Raw genomic sequence first — 19,015 nt, forward strand, 5'->3', positions numbered from 1 at the left:
TCGTGCGGCAGGACGCGGGAAAGCCGGCCGTCCGGAGCGGGCGGGGGGTGGTCCCGTCCCGGACGGCCGGCGTCGGGGCCGGATCAGGCGAACAGGCCCTGGTTGCGGTTCTCCAGCTGGTGCTGGAGATCGTGGGCGTCGCCGACCTTGGTGCCGAACTGCGCGATGATCGCGACGATGTCGGCGGTCGCCTGGCGGAGCCGGGTCTCGGACGCGCGCGCCGCTTCACCGGCGGAGCTGCCCGAGGCGTACCAGGTCTGGGTGATCGGCTGCAGGTTCTGGTGCAGCTGCTCCAGCTGGGAGGTCAGCGCCTTCGCCTTGGCGGCGAGCGACGCGGAGCTGTGCTGCAGGGCGCCGAAGCTGATTTCTACGACGTCAGCCATGGGGTCTTGTCCTCTCTCAGGGGTTGAGGCGAGGGATGACGTTGCCCTCGACGGTGTGGCTGACGCTCTGGAAGCTCTGGTGCACGTCGGAGTCGCCCGCGTTGTAGTTCGTGTGGCTGGTGTGCACCAGCTGCGACATGGTGTCGAGCTCGCGGACGGCGGCCGTCATCTTCTCCTGGAGCCTGCGCTGCAGGTCCCAGAACGCGACGGCCTGGTCGCCCTTGTAGTTCCGCAGCGTCTCGGTCAGCTCGGACTCCAAGCTGGCCATCGTCGTCTTCGCGCTCGACGCGGTCTCCTCGAAGCCCTGGACGGCGCGCGTCATGGCAGCTGAATCTGCCTGGAATCCCGGACTGGACATCTGACGGGCCACCTCCTTCCCTCTCGTGGAAAATCCCGGTGCGCGGCGGGCCGCGCGGTGTGAATGTCACGCTAGAAAAAGAGCGGGTGCGGTCAAACGGCACAACTGCCGGTTTCTTTGACGGCACTATTACCCACAGGTGGGGACCGCCCTACCCCGGAGACGGGGGACGACGCCAGTGTTCCGGGCGCCGCGGGCGGCCAGGCTGGCCGCATGACTTCCTGGGGATTGCGACTGTTCCGGCTGCACCGCCCGCTGGGCGTGCTGGCCGGGGCGATGCTGCTGGTGCTCGTCGCGAGCGTGTTCGGGCTGCTGCTGGATGATCGCACGCTCGTCAACGCGCCGCTGTGGGCGAAGCCGTTCAAGTTCGCCGTTTCGGTGGCGCTGTACGCGCCGACGCTGGCGTGGCTGTTGTCGCTCGTGAAACGCGGCCGCCGGGCCGGCTGGTGGATGGGCACGGCGTTCGCGGTCGGGATGGGCACGGACATGGCGCTGCTGGTGTGGCAGGTGCTTCTCCAGGACCGTCCGCTGCACTTCAACCACGAGACCCCGGCCGACGTGCTGATCGGCAACCTGCTGGCCACCGGCGCGTTCGTCGCGTGGACCGCGACCGCGGCGGTGGTCGTCCTGCTGCTGTTCCAAAAGCTGCCGGACCGCGCGCTGACGTCCGCGCTGCGGTGGGGGACCGCGCTCGCGGCGGGCGGAATGGGGCTGGCACTCCTGATGTTTTCGGCGAGCCCGGCGCAGCAGCGGGTGCTGGACGGCGGCGGGACGCCGTCGATGATCGGCGGGCACACGATCGGCCTGGAGGACGGCGGGCCGGGGTTGCCGCTGCTGGGCTGGAGCACGGTCGGCGGGGACATGCGGATCACGCACTTCGTGGGGATCCACGCGATCCAGGCGCTGCCGCTCATCGCGCTCGCGCTGGTCGCGCTTTCCCGGCGGTATCCGGTGCTGGCCAGCGAACTCGTGCGCCGCCGTCTGGTGTGGACCGCGACGTTCGGGTACGCCGGGGTCATCGCGCTCACCGCGTGGCAGGCGATGCGCGGGCAGTCGATCGTGCGCCCGGACTTCTGGACGCTCTCCGCCGCGGCCGGGCTGATCGCGGTGGTGGCGCTCGCCGGGGTGCTGTCGGTGCGGCCTCGCGCGGCCGTTCCCGGTGAACGGCACGCGCTGAGGGGATTCTGAGATCTCTCCGGTACCTGTTGGCGGGTTGGCCCGACGGGAGGACGGCGTGATGGCTTTTCCCCAAGACCTGCTGGATTCGCTGCGGCGCGCGCCGGACGCGATCGCGTTCGAGCACGGGGACCGGCGGGTGCGCCGGGGCGAGGTGCTCGACCTGATCGGACGGTTCGCCGCCGGGCTGCGGGCGGCCGGGGTGCGGCCGGGGGACGGGGTCGGGATCGCGACCGGGGTGACGCCGGAGGGGTGGGCCGCGCAGATCGCGGCGCAGACGCTGGGGGCCCGCGCGGTCGGGGTGCGGGAAGGGCTGCCGCCTGCGCATCTGGCCGCGGTGCTGGACGGGCTGGTCGCGGTGGTGACGGACGCCGAGCGGCCGGAGCTGGCGGGGGTGCCGACGCTGCCGATCGGGCCTGAACTCCTTGCCGCGTATGAGGAACCGGTGCCGTGCGGGAGGCCGGAGGACCTGGGCTGGGTGGTGTTCACCAGCGGGAGCACCGGGGTGCCGAAGGGGGTCACGTACCGGTTCGACGCGCTGGCCGAGTTCCGGCTTGAGCAGCGGGGGCCGGTTCCGGAGGGGGAGTACCGGCGGTTTCTGCTTTTCGGGACGCTCAGCAGCGCGGTGATGGTGCTGCATTTGCAGGCTTGCCTGCTTGCCGGGGGTACCGCGGTGATTCCGGAAGGGCTGCCGGACTTTCCCTGGATTTTGCCGCGGTTGGATATTACGGCGGCGTTGGTGACGGTGCCGCGGTTGTATCGGATCCTCGATGTGCTGCGGGAGGAAAAAGTCGATCTTTCCGGGCTGCGGACGCTTACTGTCGCCGGGTCTCCGGTGGAACCGGGATTGCTCGCGGAAGGATTCGAGCGGATCGGACCGGCGTTGCGGCAAGGGTATGGGCAGACCGAGACCGGAAAGCTGACTGTGCTGGATACCGCGGATGTCGCGAAATATCCGGAGACGATCGCGTCGGTGGGATATCCGGTCGACGGGGTTTCGCTGGAGGTGCGGGACGCTTCCGGCCGCGCGGTGCCCGCCGGGGTGTCCGGGGAGGTTTTCGCCCGCACCGCAAGGTCTTTCGCCGGGTACTGGCGCGATCCCGCGCAGAGCGGGACGGTGCTGGCCGACGGGTGGGTGCGCACGCAGGACGTCGGACGGCTGGACGAGCGCGGGTTTTTGTATTTGACCGGGCGGTCGCGGGACGTGGTGATCGTGAACGCGGTGATTCATTACACCGGGCCGATCGAACGCGCGCTCGCCGCGCATCGCGATGTGGATCAGGCTTATGTCGTCGCGGTTCCGGATGAACGGACCGGGGAGGCGGCGCACGCATTCGTGGTCGCCGCGCCGGGGCGTACGCCGGATCCGGCGGAATTGCGGACGGCGGTCGCGGCGGAATTGGGGGAGGCCGCGGTTCCGGCTTCGTTCGCCGTGCTGGCCGAGGTTCCGGTCGCGGACTCGGGAAAACCGGACAAGGCCGCGTTGCGCGCCCTCGCCCGGTAGGTCCCGCGAGGTTCCGGCCCGCCGCGCACGGGGGCGGCGGGCCGGAACGCGCGGATCAGACGCCCGCGGTCTGCTTGATCCAGTCGCGGCTGTTCGCGACGCTGGCGTAGTTCTGCGTGCCGTGCTCGTCGCTGCCGGAGTTCTCGCCGGTCGAGCAGACGCCGACCTGGACGCCGTCGGCCAGCTGCGGGCCGCCGGAGTCGCCGTGCCACGCCGAACCGGTGACGCCCTTGCTCGCGATCGCCTTGCCGTTGAAGGCGTCCGTGCTCTCGCCGGTGACCTGCACGTCCGCGGTCTTGAGCGTGTCCGAGGGCGGGCTCTGGTCCTTGACGCGGCCCCAGCCGTAGATCTGGTTGGTGGCGCCGTTTTCCGGGTCCTTGTCGGCGAGCTTCATGAACGTGGCGTCCACGGCGGTCTTGAGGTGCAGCAGCGCGATGTCGCCGTTGGGCGAGGCCTTCTGCTCGTCGACCGCGGCCTCGGTGCCCTTGCCGAGCGCGACGTCGCCGACCTTGACGTGCATGCCCGGCTTGTTGAGGCAGTGCTGCGCGGTGAGCACCCATTCCGAGGCGATGATCGTGCCGGAGCATTCGAAGCCGCCGTTTTCGGTGACGTCGTCCCAGAAGATCTGGGCGCCCCACGGGGCGGACGACACGGTGTCGCCGCCGATGATGTACGTGTCGGCGCTCGCCGCCCCGGTCGCCGCGACCCCGAACGCCATCGCAGCCCCTGCGACGACGGCCGCCGCTTTCGCGTAACGCATGGAAAATCCCTCCGCCTCGGTGGTGATTTCCCGACCGTAGGCGGCGGGTGGAAATCGGGTAACCTACGGAAGTCGGTCTTCGGTCCACGTTTCGCGCAGCGTTCCGCCGGGGTCAAGCCGCTGGCGGAGGGCTTCGGCTTGCGCCGGGCGGGTGAGCGTGGCGACGGCGGCGTCCTGCTGAAGGTGCAGTGCGTGCACGGCGGCGCGGAGTTTGCGGATCCGGCCGCGAGTACGGAGCCGGGCGCGCCACGGGCGCCAGAGGACGGCGAGCAGGAGGCCGGTGGTTTCGGCGCGGTAGTCCCCGGCTGCTCGGGCCAGCTGGGTCAGGTCCGGGGCTTGCCGAGCCGCTGGGCGACGGTGGCCGCGATGGCGCATTCGAGGACGCGTTCGTGGGCGCCGGCGGCGAAATCGGCGACTCGGCGGGGGACTCCGGCGACCAGTACGGCGGTGAGCAGTTCGGACAGCGCCTCGCGGAGGGCGCGGTGGGCGTCTGTCCCGTCTTCCAGGACCGCGGCGATGCCGAGCGCGTCGGCGAGGGATTTCCGGCTGGCCGCGGTGTTCGGGGGCAGGCCGATCCGGATGTCGTGCACCCCGCCGGAGACCGCGCGGGCCGCCTCCAGCTGCCGGTAGACCTCGGCGCGGAGCTGGCGGCGTTCCTGGGTTTTGGCGAGGTACGTCGTGAGCGCGGCGCCGATGACGCCTCCGCCGGTGGTGTAGGCCAGTTCTGCCAGTCCGGGCATCGCGTCCCCTTCGATCATGGACTGCATATGCTGGCAGAGCGGCAATACGGGGCTAGCGGGGAGCGGGATGCACACGGTGATTTTGGGGTCGGCGCGCGGCGATCGGGTGGTGATCGCGGTGCACGGGCGGATGCATCCCGGGGCGGACGATTTCTGGGACGGGAACTGGCTGGTCAGCCCGATCGAGATCGTGTCCGGCGGGTTCACCGCGCGGCTGGCCGCCGGGTTGCGGGCCAATGAACTGCAGGCGTTCCGGGCGGAGCTGGCGGCGTGCGGCGAGTCCGGGGGAAGCGCGCGGCTGACGTCGCTGGAGGACTGGCTGGACCTGACCGTGACCGTCGGCGCCGATGGGCGGGCCGAGGCGGAAGGGGTTGCGGTGGCTGATCATTCGAGCGGGAACCGGTTGTCGTTCCGCATCGAGGGGATCGCGTACTCGCAGCTGGCAGAGGCGGTTGCGGCTTTGACCGCAGTCGAGACGGAGTTTCCGGTGCTGGGCCGTCCGTGAGGGGAACCCTGGGGGAATCAGATTCCTTCAGGGTTCCCTTCACGGACAGTGTGCTTACAGGACGGTGATCGCCCGGGGAGCGGGGACTTCGTTGTTGAACGCGAAGTTGTCGTGCCACTTCACGCTGATGCCGGTGAACTGACCGCCGTCCGACAGGGACACGAAGACGTCTCCGGCGTCGCCTCGGGTGAAGGTGGCGATGTCGTCTTTGCCGTCGCCGTTGAAGTCGCCGATGGCGGGGATTTCGTCGTTGAAGGCGAAGTTGTCGTGCCATTTGACGCTGGTGCCGGTGAACTTCGTGCCGTCGGACAGTGCGACGAAGACATCCCCGGCCGCACCGCGAGTGAAGACGGCGATGTCGTCCTTGCCGTCGCCGTTGAAGTCGCCGATGGCGGGGATTTCGTCGTTGAAGGCGAAGTTGTCATGCCACTTGACGCTGGTGCCAGTGAACTTCGACCCGTCGGACAGCGCGACGAAGACGTCCGCGGTGTCGCCTCGGGTGAAGGTGGCGATGTCGTCTTTGCCGTCACCGTTGAAGTCGCCGACCATCGGAATCTCGCTGCCGAAGCCGAATCCGGTGTGCCACACCTGTGCCGGGCCGAACTTCGTGCCTTCGGACAGCACGACGTAGACCGCGCCGCGAGTGGTGAAGGCGACGACGTCGTCCTTGCCGTCGCCATTGAAGTCGCCGATGGCGAGACGGTCGTCGGCGTGCCCGAAGTCGTCCTGCCACAGGGTGCCGTTGCCGTTGAACTTGGTGCCGTCCGACAGGGCGACGTAGACGTCTCCGGTGTCGCCGCGGGTGAAGGTGGCGACGTCCGCCTTTCCGTCGCCGTTGAAGTCGCCGGTCAGCGGGATCTCGTCGCCGATGGAGAACCGGTCGTGCCACTTGACGCTGCGGCCGACGAACTGGCCGCCGTCCGAGTTCGCCACGAAGACCGTGCCCGCGCTGCCCCGGACGAAGGTCGCGATGTCCGCCTTGCCGTCGCCGGTGAAGTCGGTCAGCGAGCGGTTTCCGGTCTTCGCGGAGAACGCCTGGCTGGCGACGCCGGTCGAAGAAACGACCAGATACGACCAGTTTTGCCGCGCGGCGGCGGAATGCACCAGCGACGTCTCGGCGGTCGTGCCCACGAGTTGCTCCGGTACGGCCTTGGCCGGCCCGCTCGCGTTGGCGTAGACGGAGTAGGTCGCGTTGTCGGACGCGGCCAGCGGGGTCCACGACACCGTGACGCCGTGGCCGGCCGCCTTCGCCGTGCCGACGATGGCCTGCTCGTGGATCCAGCCGGTCAGGTCGTCGGCCCTGGCACCGTTCGTGCCTTGGCGGGTCTGGGTTTCGCCGAGGCAGCCGTGCTGCCACGACGCGCCCGCGACGGCGACGAGCACGTTGTCCTGGCTGTAGACCGGGCCGCCCGCGTCGCCCTTGCAGGCGTCGGCGCCGTTGGCTCCGGTGAGCGAGACCGACGTCGCGGTGCTGGACGAGACGGTGAACTTCGCGACGCTGGCGTCGGCCGGAAGCCATTCGGTCGACGTCCGGCCCCAGCCGGCCAGGGACAGTTCGCCCGCCGGAATCCCTGCTGCGGCAGGGAGTTTCAGCGGCGCGGCGTCGGTGATGGTGGTGTCGAGGCGGGCGAGCGCGACGTCGCGGTCGGTCCGCGAGATCAGCGTGGCCACCTTGGCGGTGTGCCCGCCGACGGTGACCGTGGTCGGCTTGGCCGGTGTTCCGCCCTGCGGGTTTTCCGGGAAGCAGCTGGCGGCGGTGAGCACCAGCGTGGGCTCGACGAGCGAGCCGCTGCAGGCGCGTCCGTCGGCGGTGAGCTTGGCCGCGAAGCTGAGTTTCGCTGTGGTGCCAGCGGAAACGGCGGACGCCGGCAATGCAGTCGCCAGGCCGGCCACCGCGACGGCGGCTGCCACCGCGGCGGTTTTCGAGTGCAGTTTCATGATCGTCCTTGGTCAGCCGGCGAGCTTGCAGGAGTCGGGAGCGGCGGTTACGTGGATCTCGGTGTTCCAGCCGGTGCCTACGCTGAGGCCGCCGCCGTCCGGCGCGCCCGGTCCCCAGGTGTCGGTGTTGTCGGAGTAGCGGTACCAGCGCAGCACCGGGCCGGTGGAGCCGTCCCAGGGGCTCTTGCCGTAGCTGCCGCGGCCGTAGATGATGTCGCCGCCGGGCGAGAAGATCTCGCTGAACATCTGCCAGCCGACGCCGGCGGGCTTGTTCCGCTGGGTCCACTTGGCGGCCGCGAAGTCGTACTTGAACCGGAACAGGTCGCCGTTCGGCTTGCGCGCGTAGAGCACGCCGTCGCCGGCCGCGGTGATCGAGTCGAACCCGCCCCAGCCGGTGTCGACGACGTCGCCGCCGCCGTTGACCCAGGTGTTCGTCGCGTCGTTCCACGCGTAGACCTTCAGCCGGGCCTGGTCGTCGATCATGAAGATCCGGCCCTGCTCGTCGACGGTGACCCGGTTGCGGTACTCCGGCGTCAGGTAGCGCTCCCAGCCGCTGCCGACCTCGAGGTTGCCGCTCCATCCGGTGGCCGGGGAGTACACCCAGCGCTTGAGGATGCCGTTGCCCCACGGGTCGCCCGCGCCGTGGTTGCGGTGGATGTCCCAGATCGCGCCGCCCTTGCCCGCGAGGACGCGGCCGTCCCAGCCCTGTCCGATGTCGGCGCTCGGCATGGTCCAGGCGACCGTTCCGCCCGCCGGATCGTTGTGGACGTAGCGCCAGAGGGTGCCGTCGGCGCGGGCCGCCCAGACGGGCGCGCCGTTCGGGCAGGACACCGGGGTCGGGACGATGCTCTTCCGGATCCAGCCGCCGAGGTCGTCGACGCGGGTTTCGTTGCTGCCCTGGCGGGTTTCGGTGACCGTGAGACAGCCGTGCTGCCACGAAGCACTGTGCAGGGCCACGACTTCGACGTTCTGCCCGGTCGTCCGCAGTGCCGGGCCGCCGGCGTCGCCGAGGCACGTGTCGACCCCGTCCGCGGACTTGGTCGCGACTGTCGAACCGGTGCTGCTGACGACGGAGAACGGCGCGATCCTCGGCCGGGCGGGCACCCATTCGGTCGCGGTGCGGCCGAAACCGGCCAGCTGCAAGGTTTCCCCGGCCTGCGGGGCGGTGCTGCTCACTGTGGCCACGGCGACGCCGGTCGCGGGAGTGTCGAGCTTCGCGAGCACGACGTCGCGATCGGCCCGGCGGACGACCTTGGCGACCTTGGCGGACTTCCCGGTGCCGGCGCCGAGGTCGACGTCGCCGGACAGGACGGTCGCGGGTTCGGTGGGTTTGCCCAGGTCATCGGGCGTGAGGCAGGTGGCGGAGGTGAGGATCCAGGAGGGATCGACCAGGACGCCGGAACACGCTTTGGTCGCGGTGGTCACCCGGGCGAGATAGGGGTGGGAACCGAGCGGGACGGCGGTTCCGCCGGAAACGGCGGAAGCGGGGGCGGCGGTGGCTACAGTGCCGATGGTGGTGGTCACGAGGATCGCGGCGATTGCGGACGCCGCGCCGGGTCTGCCTTTTTTCGGGCGCACTGAAGTGACCTCTCATGATTTCGGAACCGGATTCGCGGACGGGTTTGCCCGCGAATCCGGAGCGAGCCGATGATTCGTTTCGGAAAAAGCGAACGGCCGTCGAATCGTCAGGAGGAGGTGTTCAGTTCCAGCAGCGTGGCCGGATCGGTTCCGGTGCCCTCGCCGATGCCGGTCCAGCCGTTTTTGACCAGCGGGACGGTGGTGTTCTTGCCGTTGGCCGCGACGGTGGCCTGCGCGGTGTGGCTGCCCGCCCAGGCCTGGTAGGCGTAGGGCACCTCCATGCGGAGATGGCCGGCGGCCCCGGTGATCCGGAAGCAGTAGTGGCCGGGGTCCGGGTCGTGGTCGGCCGAGTTGTAGGCGTGCACCTCGACCATGTTCGCCTCGCTGCCGCACTTGGCGAGCAGGATGTGCCCGTCGCCGCTGATCAGCTTGATCGCGCGGTCCTGGAAGATCTGCGCCGCGCCAGGGTAGGCGTAGTCCTCGACGATCGGCGGCGGCGTGTCGTCGGCGTGCGCCGGGCCGGCGAGCGCGAGGGCGCTTCCCGATGCGACGGCGGTGGCGGCGGTGGCGAGCCCGAGCAGGCGCGTGCGCATTGATTCCCCCTGAGGTCGAAAGCGGACGTGGCGAAGCCCGCGGCACTGCGGCAGAAGAGTGATGGAAGTGCGTCCGACCCCGAGCGGACACGAACAGGACTTTAGCGATCGCGCCGGGGGAAGGTCAACGAGTGCGCGCGGCGGTGTCCCGCTGAACGGTGCGGGCGTGGCTGACACCCGGTTGCCCCTTACCGGAAGTATCGGCGTTCTGCTAATTTTCGTCCGGTCTCCGGGGGGATTCGACCGGTGCGGCGCATGCCTTTCTTTTCTTTTCCCGCTGCCCTTTCGCTCCCTGTCCGGCAATTGCTTCGGCGTACGCACGGGAGGGCAGGTCGGGTGCGAATCTGGAAGTCAGCCGCGCGAAGAGCGCGGGCCGCGATGGTGACCACGCTGGTCGCGGCAGTGGCCTCAGGGGCGGTGACGGCGCCCGCACGGGCCGCCGAACCGGCCGGGCCGAGCGAACGGGCCCAAGCGGTCGCGTTGTGGCAGAACGGCGGCCCGGCCACGAAACAGGCCGCGGCCGCGGCGCTCACCGGTTCGGACGACGAGGTCCGCACTTTTCTGGGCAAGGGCAAGGACGTCGCCGCCGAACACGACGACCGGATCAAGACGAGCCAGCTGCTGACCGTCGCCGGGCCCGGCCTGCGGCGCGCGGCGCAGACGGCGCTGAGCGGCACCGCGGCGGACGTGCGGGCGTTCCTCGCGACCGGCTGGCAGGGCCCGTGGCGCGACGACGACCGCGCCCAGGTTTCGCGCTACATCTCGACCGGCGGGCGCTGGGTGCAGGACGCCGGCCAGAAAGCGCTCAACGGCACCGAGGAGGACATCCGCAAGTTCCTCGAATCCGGCCGCCAGCAGGCGCAGAACGCCGACGACCGGATCAAGGTCACCCAGCTCCTGACGACCGGCGGGCCGGAGGTCAAGAAGGCGGCGAACCGGGCGCTGAGCGGGACGGTCGAGGACGTCCAGGCGTTCCTGGAAACCGGGTACGCGCTCGCGGCGGAGCGGGATCAGGAGACCACGACCGTCGCGCACCTCGCCGATCTCGCCCGCGATGCCGGTGCGCAGGCGGCGGAGCAGACCAAGCAGGCGCAGGAGGCCGCGGAACGGGCTATCCAGGCCGCGCAGCGAGCCAAGGAAGCGGCTGAACAGGCGCGCGACGAAACCGAGAAGGCCAAGGATTCCTCGGTACAGGCCGCTGGTGCGGCCGCGCGTGCGGCGTCGGCGGCGCGTGGTGCTGCGGAGGCGGCTAAGACCGCGATCGGGGCGGCTGCGGAGGCCAACCGGGCGTCTCGTGTCGCGGCGAACGCTGCGGCGCAGGCTGCGGCTGCTGCTTCGTTGGCGGAGCAGGCTTGCGCGCGGGCGTATAACGCGGCTTCGAACGCGGCGGCTGATGGGGCGCACGCGGCTGAGGCGCGGAAGGCGGCGGTTGACGCTCGGAATGTCGCTGCTGGGGCACGTACTGCGGCGGCTGCCGCGGATGCGGCTGGACAGGCGGCGCAGGCATCAGGTGCGGCGTCGGGCGCGGCCCGGAGTGCCTCCGCGAATGCGGACGCGGCAGCGGAAGCGGCCAGCCAGGCAGCGGGTTACGCGCGGTCGGCCGGAGCGAACGCGGCCCAGGCGGAGCAGGCGGCCGCGACGGCCAAGGCCGCTGCCGCACGGGCGAACCGGGCCGCGAACCGAGCGGAAGCGCTGGCGAGCGAGGCTGCCGCGGCGGCGCGTGAATCCCGCGACGCGGCGAACGCGTCGGCAGCACACGCGGATGCGGCGGCCGCGGCGGCCGACCGAGCAGCGGCGGCGGCCGACGAGGCGAAGAAGGATGCCGCCGAAGCAAAGAAATACGCCGACGCGGCACAGGTGTCAGCGAACACCGCGACGACGGCGGCCAACCAGGCAGCCCAGCTGGAAAAGACGTCCCGCGACGCGGACGTGGCCCGCTTGGAGGCCCGGAAGGACGCGGCGGTCGCGGACGCGGAGGAAGCGAAGCGGGTCGAGGCGGACCGCCAGTCTTCAGCGGAGTGGAAGGCAGGTGAGGCGGCGAAGCGCTCGGCGGAGACCCAGCGTCTGCTCGACGAAGCGGCGAAGCCGGAAACCCCTGCGGACACGGTGACCCTGGACCTTCGGAAGGCATCGGTCCAGCTCCTGCAGTCGGGAGGCCCGTGGACGAAGGCCGCCGCCGCGGCGGCATTGGGCGGGGACGAGGCGGGGCTGCGGCAGTTCCTCAGGTCGGGTCTCGCGACGGCGACCGAGCAAGACGACCGGACGAGCGTCGCGGCGCTGCGCGACACCTCGGACAACCCGCGGTTCAAGCAGGCCGCCAGCGAAGCGTTCGCCGGGGCCTCCGCGCAGGTGACCGAGTTTCTGCGGGCAAAGGCTTACCCGGGCAAAGCCGACGACGACCGGGTCGCCGCGCAGTTGCTGCTCAACAACGGCGGACCGGCCACGAAGGAGGCCGCCAACCGTGCGCTGAACGGCACCCCCGCGGACGTGGCCGAGTTCCTGCGCACCGGTCAGTACGTCGCCGCCGAGCACGACAACCGGATCGCGGTGACCCGCACGCTGAGCACCGGCGGGCCGGAGGTCCAGGCCGAGGCACAGGCGGCGTTGTCCGGTCCGGCTTCGTACCTCGGCAAGTTCCTGCAGACGGAGCAGTACCGGGCCGAACAGCGGGACATCGACACGACCACGCACGCCGCGGACGTCCACCGCTTCGTGACCGAGGCCGCGAGCATCGCCGCGACCGCGCGGGCCAACGCGGCGCTGGCCGCCGCCGCGGCAGCCAGGGCGCGCAACGCCTCGGACGAAGCAACGGCAGCCGCCGCGGAGGCGGACAAGCAGGCGGACCAGGCCAAGACCTACGCCGCACAGGCGCAGAAGTCCGCCGAGGACGCGCAGAAGTCCGCCGATCAGGCGGCCCAGTCGGCGAGGCAGGCGCGCTCCGCGGCCCAGAACGCCCAGAACGACGCACGGGCGGCAGCGGCCTCGTCCGCTCGCGCTCGGGCGTCGGCCGTACGGGCGAACGAATCCGCGGCGGCCGCGAGCACCTACGCCGAACAGGCGCGGGCAGCGGCCGTCGCCGCGGGCAAGGACGCGCAGGAGGCGGCGCAGGCAGCCGAGGACGCCAAGCGGATCGCTGCCGAGAAACGCGCCGCCGAGGACGCGAAAAACCAGGCGAACGCGCCTTCCGGCGGTCCGCTCAATCCGGACGACGAGGCCGCGCTGCGCGCCGCGGGCGGCCAGGCTCTCGTGGACGAGTACAACCAGGCGAAGGCGCTGGCCGAAAAGAGCATCATCGACTGGATCATCGAAAACGGCGGCCAGATCCTCATCGACCTGTTCATCGGCGGGATCAAGGCCTGCATCAGCGACCCCAACCTCGTCAACTGCATCATGGGCGCGGTCGACATCGCGTCCCTCGGCCTCGCGGTGACCAAGGCGTTCGAGGTCGGCAAGGCGTTGTGGCGGGTGCTGTCGGGGATCGGCAAATTCGTCGAGGACGTCGCCCGCGCCCGCAAGCTCCTCGGCCGGGGCGACGAGGTCATCCAGGCCGCGCGGGCCGGTAACTGCTTCCCGGCGGGGACGATCGTGCAGACCGAGTCCGGGCCAAGGGCGATCGAAACCGTCAAGGCGGGCGAACGGGTGTGGGCGAAGGACCCGGTGACCGGGCGGTCGCAGCTGCGGAAGGTCGTCGCGGCGTTCAAGCGCAAGGCCGATTCCCTCGTCGCGGTGCACGTCGGCGCGACGGTGGTCCGGTCGACCGCCGAACATCCCTACTGGGTGGCCGGCCGCGGCTGGACCCCGGCGGCCGACCTGCATCCCGGGGACGCGCTCGACGCGGGCGACGGCGCGCCGGCGAAGGTCGCTTCCCTGACCCGGGAAGCCACTGCCGCCTTCGTCTACAACTTCGAGGTCGAGACCGACCACGACTACCGGGTGTCGCCGCGCGGGCTGCTGGTGCACAACATGTGCAAGCCGCTGCCGAACCGGATGGGCGGTTCCCTCCAGGAGGAACTGGCGACGGCGGCGAGGAACAACGTCGCTCCGGTCCGGGCCGCCCAGGGCGCCGAACTGGATGCCGTGCTGGCCCGGTCGGACCTGGAAGGACACATCAAATGGGCGCTCCTGGAAGACGGTAGCCTCGTGGTCATGCCGCACACCGTCGGTCGTGTCGAGTTCTCGCACGCTGTGCTCAGCGGAGGGCAGTCCGTGCGCGCCGCGGGCGAGGCGACCATCGCCGGCTCCCGGGAGACCGGATACTTCGGCCTCGAGATCAACAGCCGGAGCGGGCACTTCGTCGGCGACGACCAGTCGTTGTGGGAGCCGGTGCGGCGGATGGGGATGGACGCCTTCGGGAAGATCGGCATCCACTTCTGATGTGGCCGGAACTCGAGCCGTTGGACGGGCTGCCGCTGCGGGAACGGTTCGAATGGTGGATCGGCGGCGGACGACTGCCCGCCGGATCAGGTCCGGGGCTGTGGAACGCGCTGGTGCAGCTGCTGGTCCCGGGCCTGATCGCCGCGCTCGAATCGCCGGAGCAGGGCGAGCCGGCACTGACGGAGACGGAAAAGAAGCGGTACCTCGGCGCGGTCGGAGACTTGTATTCCTATCTGGAGGACCATGCTCTGATCGCGGAGGACGACGTGCTGAACCGGCGGCTGCTGCTGTCGCTGGCGATGGGCGAGCACGCCGTTTCGCTGCCGGGCAGCGGGTATTCGCCGGACGAGGCGGTGCAGCGGATCGTCGCCGTGCTCACGCCGGAGCGGGTCGCGGAGTGCGAACGGCTCGCCCCGGTGTGGACGACGCTGCCGAAACCGGAGATCGCGCGGTTGCACCGGGCCAAGCAGCTCGTCCGGATCGCCGTGGACCTGCGGGACTACGTCACCGATCCGGAGGCGGTGGCGGCGGTGTCGAGATGGGAACCGCTGTATTCGGTCCTGCCGTGAACCGGTGATCAGGAGGTGTGGCCTGGCGAGACTGTTCTCGCCAGGCCATTCTCCTTTTGCTGCCGGATGGCTTGCGGTGGAAGGGAACTTGCTCAGAGAAAGGCAACCATGCTGACCAGGAACGAACGCATGGCCGACGTGATGAACCGTCCTGGCGTGTACGGGATCTACACCCTTGAGCAAGCCCTCTCGTTCTTCGGCGGCTTCGACGCCGCGGCCGAGCTGGCGTACTTTCGCGGGTTCGGGGCATGGCTGGCTCGCAACGGCGGCCCGGGAGCCAACATCGCCTGGCCGAATCAGGCGGCGAAAGTGGTCGCCGCGAGGATGGCGAAGCGGGAAGGCGAAACGGACGAACTGAGCGAATTCTTCGCGCTGGTAAGGGAGTTCCTGGCTGAGGTGCGACAGCTCACCCTCCCGCCGCCACCCCCGCCGAGCCGCTTCTTCCAGGAGCGCGCGAGAACCGACGACGGCCGGAATCTCAATCCTCCACCGGCTTAGTCCAAGCCACCTGCACCAGCTCCGCCCCATGCCGTCGCGACACCAGCGTCCCCCGGCCGGCTGGCTGCGGCGAAGGCTTCACATCGCTCAGCAGTGCGCCTTCTTCCTTCCCGCCAGACATCACCAACCCCGGCGAGCCCAGCTCTCGCACCCGCTGGATCACCGCCTCGTACAGCCCTCGCCCAGCGCCGCCGGAGGAGCGGGCCAGGATCAGGTGCAGGCCGATATCCCGGGCCTGCGGCAGGAATTCCAGCAGCGGCGCCACCGGGTTCCGGCCCGCCGTCGCGACTAGTTCGTAGTCGTCGATGACCACGTACAGGTCCGGGCCGCGCCACCATGAGCGGTTGCGTAGCTGGTCGGGGGTGACGTCGGGGCCGGGGAGCCGGTTGCGCATCGCGGTCGCGCATTGGTTTACCAAGTCCGTCAGCGTGTTTTCGGCACCGGCGTAGCCGAGCAGGTGTGGCTGGTCCACTACGCCCAGCAGGCCGCGGCGGTAGTCGCCGACCAGGATTAGGGCCTCGTCGGGGGTGTGGGTTTGGCAGATGCCGGTGATGAGGGCGCGCAGCAGCGAACTCTTGCCCGACTCGACGTCGCCGAAGGCCAGGAAGTGCGGGTCCGTCCGGAAGTCCAGGTGGACGGGGCGCAGGGTGGATTCGGCCAGGCCCAGGGTGATCCGGCCGGAAGGGGCGGCGGGGAAGGAGTCCAAGGGGACTTCGGGAGGCAGGAGGCGGACTTGAGGGGCGCGCGGGCCGGTCCACGCGGCGGAGATCCGGCGAACCAGGTCCAGGCCGCCGGCGCCGACGGTTTCGGGGCGTTGGTCGGAGTCGATGCGCGGGAGGGCGGCGAGGAAGTGCAGTTTGTCCGCGGTCAGGCCGCGGCCGGGGCGGTCGGCGGGGACGTTCTGGGCCACCTTGCGGTCGATCGACGAGTCGGCCGGGTCGCCCAGGCGCAGTTCGAAGCGGGTGCTGATGGCGTCTCGGAGCTGGGCGCGGGCGCCGATCCATTGGTTCAGCGACACCAGGACGTGGATGCCGAAGCCGAGGCCGCGCTGGGCGAGCGCGGTGATTTGCTCTTCGAGTTTTTCGTACTCGGAGCGGATGGTGGTCCAGTTGTCCACGAAGAGGAACACGTCGCCGAACTCGCGGTCGTCGCTGCTTTCGGTGAACTCGCCGCGGCGGCTGCGGAAGGCGGACATCGATTCGATTCCGTGTGCGGCGAAGAATTCTTCCCGCTGTTCCAGCAAGGTCACCAGCTCCGCGACGACCCGGCGGCAGCGTTGCGGGTCGCGGCGGGTGGCGTAGCCCGAGACGTGCGGGAGGCCGGCGATCGGGGCCAGTGCGCCGCCGCCCATGTCCAGGATGAAGAACTGCACCTCGGCGGGGGTGTGGGTGAGCGCGAGCATCGCCGCGATGTCCTTCATCAATGTCGACTTGCCGCTTTGCGGTGCGCCGACGATCACCGCGTTGCCCGCCGCGCCGGAGAAATCCGCCCACAGCATGTCGCGGCGCTGTTCGAAGGGCTTGTCCACCAGCGCCACGGGGATGGTCAGTTTGCCGTTGCCGCCCCAGCCCAGCGGGCACAGGCCGCGGCGGGGGTCTTCGCCGGTCGGCGGCAGCAGCTGGTCCAAAGTGGGCGGTTCGGCCAGTGGCGGGAGCCAGATCTGGTGCGCGGCCGGGCCGCGTCCCTCCAACCGGGACAGCATCGCGCCGATGATGGTTTCGCCGGTGCCCTTGACCGGATCCTCGGCGGCGGGCTGTTCGGCGACCGGCACTTCCACCGGGGCCAGGGTGAACGGCAGGACGCCCAGCTGCTGTCCGTCCGAGCGCACGATGCGGCTGCGTGGCGGCAGTTCGCCGGACACGTAAGCGGCTTTCAGGCGGATCAGGGTGTCGTTGTCGGACTTCAGGTACGCCGAACCGGGCACTGGCGGCAGCTGGTAGGCGTCCGCGACACCCAGCACGGCACGGCTTTCCGCGGCGGAGAACGTCCGCAGGCCGATCCGGTACGACAGGTGCGAGTCGAGCCCGCGCAGGCGGCCTTCCTCCAGCCGTTGCGACGCGAGGAGCAGGTGGATCCCCAGCGAGCGGCCGAGCCGTCCAATCGCGACGAACAGGTCGATGAACTCCGGCCGCGACGACAGCAGTTCGGAGAACTCGTCGATGATCACCAGCAGCGAAGGCAACGGCTGCAGCGGCGTACCGTCCGCGCGCGCCTTCTCGTAATCGCGCACCGACGCGTAATTGCCGGCTGCGTGCAGAAGTTCCTGACGCCGCAGCAGTTCGCCGTTCAGCGCGTCCGCCATGCGGTCGACGAGCGTGAGGTCGTCGGACAGGTTCGTGATCACCGCGCAGGTGTGCGGCAGGTTGGTCATGCCGGCGAAGGTCGCGCCGCCCTTGAAGTCGATCAGCGCGAGGTTCAGCTTCTCCGACGAATGCGTGACGGCCAGCCCGGTGACCAGGGTGCGCAGCAGTTCGCTCTTGCCGGACCCGGTCGCGCCGATCACCAGCCCGTGCGGGCCCATGCCGCCCTCGGCGGACTCCTTGAGGTCGAGGTCGACCGGGCGGCCTTCGGGGTTGACGCCCAGCGGAATCCGCAGCCGGTCGCGCGCCGGGCGCGGGGCCCAGGTGACGGTCGTGTCGGTGTCGCGCGGGTCGCCGATGCCCAGCAGTCCGGCCAGACCGAACGTCGAGGACATCGGCTGTTCGCTGACCACCGCGCCGCCTTGGTGCAGCGGCGTCAGCATCCGGGCCAGCGCTTCGGCCGCGCCGTGGTCGAGACGGTCTGGCATACCGAGGAAGCCGAGCCGGGCTTCGGTGCCGTCGAGCACCACCATGCCGAGCTGATCGGGTGCGATGTGCAGGCTCAGCAACCGGTCGGTCGACGTCGCGCGCGGCTGGTCGCCGCCGACCTCCAGCACCGTCACGCCGAGGCGGCCTTCCTCGGCCAGCAGCCGGGGTTCGCCGTGGGAATCGCCGCCGTCGACGACGAGCACGACGTGCGGCAGGTCGGCCGACCCGCCGCGCCGCGAGAACGCCGGACGGTCGCCGAGGTCAGGGCCGAGCAGCCGCGCCAGTTCCGCGGCGCTGTCGGCGAACAGCCGGCGCGGGCCGGTCGCGTCGGCGAGCACCGGCGCGGTGGCGTGCGGCAGCCACTTCGCCCATTCCCAGTCGTGCGAACGGTCCGGGGCGACGCAGAACGCCACCCGCAGATCGTTCGGGGAGTGGAAGGTGACCAGTTGCGCCAGCACCGCGCGGGTCATCCCGAGCACGTCGGGACGGCGGCCGGACAGCGTCGCGGCCGCGTACGACCGCAGCGACACCGAAACCGGCAGGCCTTCGACGGTCGAGAAGGTCTGGATGAAGTGCTTGAGGTTGGTGGAGGAAACCGGGTCCAGCTCCTCCAACGGCGCGATCTGCGGCGCGCGCAACGGCGTCGCGAGTGGCTGCGGGCCGGTGGCCGCGCGCACCATCGCGAACGAACGGTCGCCGCGGCGGCGGTCCCAGTGCTGGTCGGTTTCGACGTACGCCCACAGGTCCGCCGGGTCCGGCTGCTGCGCGATCAGCGTGGCGCGCTGCGCGTCGGCCACCGCGCGCACGCGCGTGCGAAGACCGGCGAGATACCGCTGGTAGTCACGGCGTTCCTCGTTGATCTGCGCCTTCTTCGCCATGCCGCCGCGGCCGAGCGACATCACGATCATGCCGCCCATCGCGGTCACGAACAGCGCGCCGAAGATCCAGGTCATCACGCCGCCGTCGCGTCCGATGTAGACGAACGACATCGCGCCCATGCCGAGCATCATCGGCAGGAACATCATGAGCTGCATCACTCCGCCGGAGCCGCTCTTGGGCAGCATGGGCGGGGACTGCAGCATGATCTCCCCAGGCTGCTCGCCGAGCAGGCCAAGGCGGTCGCGGGCGGAACTCATGCCCCGTATTTTGGCCGTCCGTTGTCCGGTCGCGGTGGGTACTTTTGCCGTCCGCTCGCCCGGCGGCGCGAACTTACGCTCTCGGGCAGACGCCCCGCACCGGTGCGTCGACCG

At 70.4% G+C, this 19,015-nt stretch carries 15 protein-coding genes; 6 read left to right on the plus strand and 9 right to left on the minus strand.

The window, feature by feature from the left end:
• Positions 1-83: 83 nt before the first annotated feature.
• Both ACFSVL_RS40900 and ACFSVL_RS40905 read right to left on the minus strand, forming a co-directional pair.
• Positions 84-383: a hypothetical protein gene (locus tag ACFSVL_RS40900; RefSeq protein WP_037809581.1), complete on the minus strand. Its 300-nt coding sequence runs from the start codon at positions 381-383 to the stop codon at positions 84-86.
• Positions 384-399: 16 nt separating this feature from the next.
• A complete protein-coding gene (locus ACFSVL_RS40905; protein ID WP_378312602.1) occupies positions 400-741 on the minus strand; it encodes a WXG100 family type VII secretion target in 342 nt (113 codons plus the stop codon).
• Between the two features lie 213 nt (positions 742-954).
• On the opposite strand from ACFSVL_RS40905, the gene ACFSVL_RS40910 reads away from it, so the two are divergent.
• Both ACFSVL_RS40910 and ACFSVL_RS40915 read left to right on the plus strand, forming a co-directional pair.
• A complete protein-coding gene (locus tag ACFSVL_RS40910; protein WP_378312604.1) occupies positions 955-1,929 on the plus strand; it encodes a hypothetical protein in 975 nt (324 codons plus the stop codon).
• Positions 1,930-1,978: 49 nt separating this feature from the next.
• Positions 1,979-3,421 (plus strand): class I adenylate-forming enzyme family protein, encoded by a 1,443-nt coding sequence (locus ACFSVL_RS40915; RefSeq protein WP_378312606.1) that lies wholly within the window; start codon positions 1,979-1,981, stop codon positions 3,419-3,421.
• A 55-nt stretch (positions 3,422-3,476) separates the two neighbouring features.
• On the opposite strand, the gene ACFSVL_RS40920 is transcribed toward ACFSVL_RS40915, so the two are convergent.
• From ACFSVL_RS40920 to ACFSVL_RS40930, 3 genes are all read right to left on the minus strand, one after another.
• A complete protein-coding gene (locus ACFSVL_RS40920) occupies positions 3,477-4,181 on the minus strand; it encodes a S1 family peptidase (protein ID WP_378312608.1) in 705 nt (234 codons plus the stop codon).
• A 63-nt stretch (positions 4,182-4,244) separates the two neighbouring features.
• Positions 4,245-4,556 (minus strand): hypothetical protein, encoded by a 312-nt coding sequence (locus ACFSVL_RS40925; RefSeq protein WP_378312610.1) that lies wholly within the window; start codon positions 4,554-4,556, stop codon positions 4,245-4,247.
• The gene (locus ACFSVL_RS40930; RefSeq protein ID WP_378312612.1) at positions 4,505-4,921 is read right to left on the minus strand and encodes a hypothetical protein; all 417 of its coding nucleotides are present in this window, start codon (positions 4,919-4,921) and stop codon (positions 4,505-4,507) included. The genes ACFSVL_RS40925 and ACFSVL_RS40930 overlap by 52 nt, the downstream gene beginning before the upstream one ends.
• 67 nt (positions 4,922-4,988) lie before the next feature.
• Here ACFSVL_RS40930 and ACFSVL_RS40935 point away from each other — a divergent pair, with 67 nt between their 5' ends.
• Positions 4,989-5,426 (plus strand): WapI family immunity protein, encoded by a 438-nt coding sequence (locus ACFSVL_RS40935; protein ID WP_378312614.1) that lies wholly within the window; start codon positions 4,989-4,991, stop codon positions 5,424-5,426.
• A 54-nt stretch (positions 5,427-5,480) separates the two neighbouring features.
• On the opposite strand, the gene ACFSVL_RS40940 is transcribed toward ACFSVL_RS40935, so the two are convergent.
• The 3 genes from ACFSVL_RS40940 to ACFSVL_RS40950 form a co-directional block, all read right to left on the minus strand.
• Positions 5,481-7,364, minus strand: a complete 1,884-nt coding sequence (locus ACFSVL_RS40940; protein ID WP_378312616.1) for an FG-GAP-like repeat-containing protein — start codon at positions 7,362-7,364, stop codon at positions 5,481-5,483.
• A gap of 12 nt (positions 7,365-7,376) precedes the next feature.
• Entirely contained in the window at positions 7,377-8,942 is a 1,566-nt protein-coding gene (locus tag ACFSVL_RS40945) for a tachylectin-related carbohydrate-binding protein (protein WP_378312618.1), read from the minus strand.
• A gap of 107 nt (positions 8,943-9,049) precedes the next feature.
• Positions 9,050-9,535: a hypothetical protein gene (locus tag ACFSVL_RS40950; RefSeq protein WP_378312619.1), complete on the minus strand. Its 486-nt coding sequence runs from the start codon at positions 9,533-9,535 to the stop codon at positions 9,050-9,052.
• A gap of 378 nt (positions 9,536-9,913) precedes the next feature.
• Between ACFSVL_RS40950 and ACFSVL_RS40955 the strand changes: the two genes are divergently transcribed.
• The 3 genes from ACFSVL_RS40955 (at position 9,914) to ACFSVL_RS40965 (ending at position 14,976) form a co-directional block, all read left to right on the plus strand.
• Positions 9,914-13,909, plus strand: coding sequence for a polymorphic toxin-type HINT domain-containing protein (locus ACFSVL_RS40955; protein WP_378312621.1), 3,996 nt, complete (start codon positions 9,914-9,916; stop codon positions 13,907-13,909).
• Positions 13,909-14,478, plus strand: coding sequence for a hypothetical protein (locus tag ACFSVL_RS40960; protein ID WP_378312623.1), 570 nt, complete (start codon positions 13,909-13,911; stop codon positions 14,476-14,478). The genes ACFSVL_RS40955 and ACFSVL_RS40960 overlap by 1 nt, the downstream gene beginning before the upstream one ends.
• 108 nt (positions 14,479-14,586) lie before the next feature.
• Positions 14,587-14,976 (plus strand): hypothetical protein, encoded by a 390-nt coding sequence (locus ACFSVL_RS40965; protein WP_378312625.1) that lies wholly within the window; start codon positions 14,587-14,589, stop codon positions 14,974-14,976.
• On the opposite strand, the gene eccCa is transcribed toward ACFSVL_RS40965, so the two are convergent.
• Positions 14,957-18,901 (minus strand): type VII secretion protein EccCa, encoded by a 3,945-nt coding sequence (gene eccCa, locus ACFSVL_RS40970; RefSeq protein WP_378312627.1) that lies wholly within the window; start codon positions 18,899-18,901, stop codon positions 14,957-14,959. The genes ACFSVL_RS40965 and eccCa overlap by 20 nt on opposite strands.
• Between the last annotated feature and the right edge of the window lie 114 nt (positions 18,902-19,015).

Origin of the sequence: Amycolatopsis silviterrae (assembly GCF_042684085.1) — a bacterium.
GTDB classification, from domain to species: Bacteria; Actinomycetota; Actinomycetes; order Mycobacteriales; family Pseudonocardiaceae; genus Amycolatopsis; species Amycolatopsis silviterrae.

Excerpts from the sequence above, each read along its gene's own strand:
- ACFSVL_RS40925 (WP_378312610.1), bottom strand. The coding sequence starts at position 4,556 with ATGCGCCATCGCGGCCACCGTCGCCCAGCGGCTCGGCAAGCCCCGGAC.
- ACFSVL_RS40920 (WP_378312608.1), bottom strand. The coding sequence starts at position 4,181 with ATGCGTTACGCGAAAGCGGCGGCCGTCGTCGCAGGGGCTGCGATGGCG.
- ACFSVL_RS40965 (WP_378312625.1), top strand. The coding sequence starts at position 14,587 with ATGCTGACCAGGAACGAACGCATGGCCGACGTGATGAACCGTCCTGGC.
- ACFSVL_RS40915 (WP_378312606.1), top strand. The coding sequence starts at position 1,979 with ATGGCTTTTCCCCAAGACCTGCTGGATTCGCTGCGGCGCGCGCCGGAC.
- ACFSVL_RS40955 (WP_378312621.1), top strand. The coding sequence starts at position 9,914 with ATGGTGACCACGCTGGTCGCGGCAGTGGCCTCAGGGGCGGTGACGGCG.
- ACFSVL_RS40905 (WP_378312602.1), bottom strand. The coding sequence starts at position 741 with ATGTCCAGTCCGGGATTCCAGGCAGATTCAGCTGCCATGACGCGCGCC.
- ACFSVL_RS40900 (WP_037809581.1), bottom strand. The coding sequence starts at position 383 with ATGGCTGACGTCGTAGAAATCAGCTTCGGCGCCCTGCAGCACAGCTCC.
- eccCa (WP_378312627.1), bottom strand. The coding sequence starts at position 18,901 with ATGAGTTCCGCCCGCGACCGCCTTGGCCTGCTCGGCGAGCAGCCTGGG.
- ACFSVL_RS40930 (WP_378312612.1), bottom strand. The coding sequence starts at position 4,921 with ATGCCCGGACTGGCAGAACTGGCCTACACCACCGGCGGAGGCGTCATC.
- ACFSVL_RS40960 (WP_378312623.1), top strand. The coding sequence starts at position 13,909 with ATGTGGCCGGAACTCGAGCCGTTGGACGGGCTGCCGCTGCGGGAACGG.
- ACFSVL_RS40910 (WP_378312604.1), top strand. The coding sequence starts at position 955 with ATGACTTCCTGGGGATTGCGACTGTTCCGGCTGCACCGCCCGCTGGGC.
- ACFSVL_RS40940 (WP_378312616.1), bottom strand. The coding sequence starts at position 7,364 with ATGAAACTGCACTCGAAAACCGCCGCGGTGGCAGCCGCCGTCGCGGTG.
- ACFSVL_RS40935 (WP_378312614.1), top strand. The coding sequence starts at position 4,989 with ATGCACACGGTGATTTTGGGGTCGGCGCGCGGCGATCGGGTGGTGATC.
- ACFSVL_RS40950 (WP_378312619.1), bottom strand. The coding sequence starts at position 9,535 with ATGCGCACGCGCCTGCTCGGGCTCGCCACCGCCGCCACCGCCGTCGCA.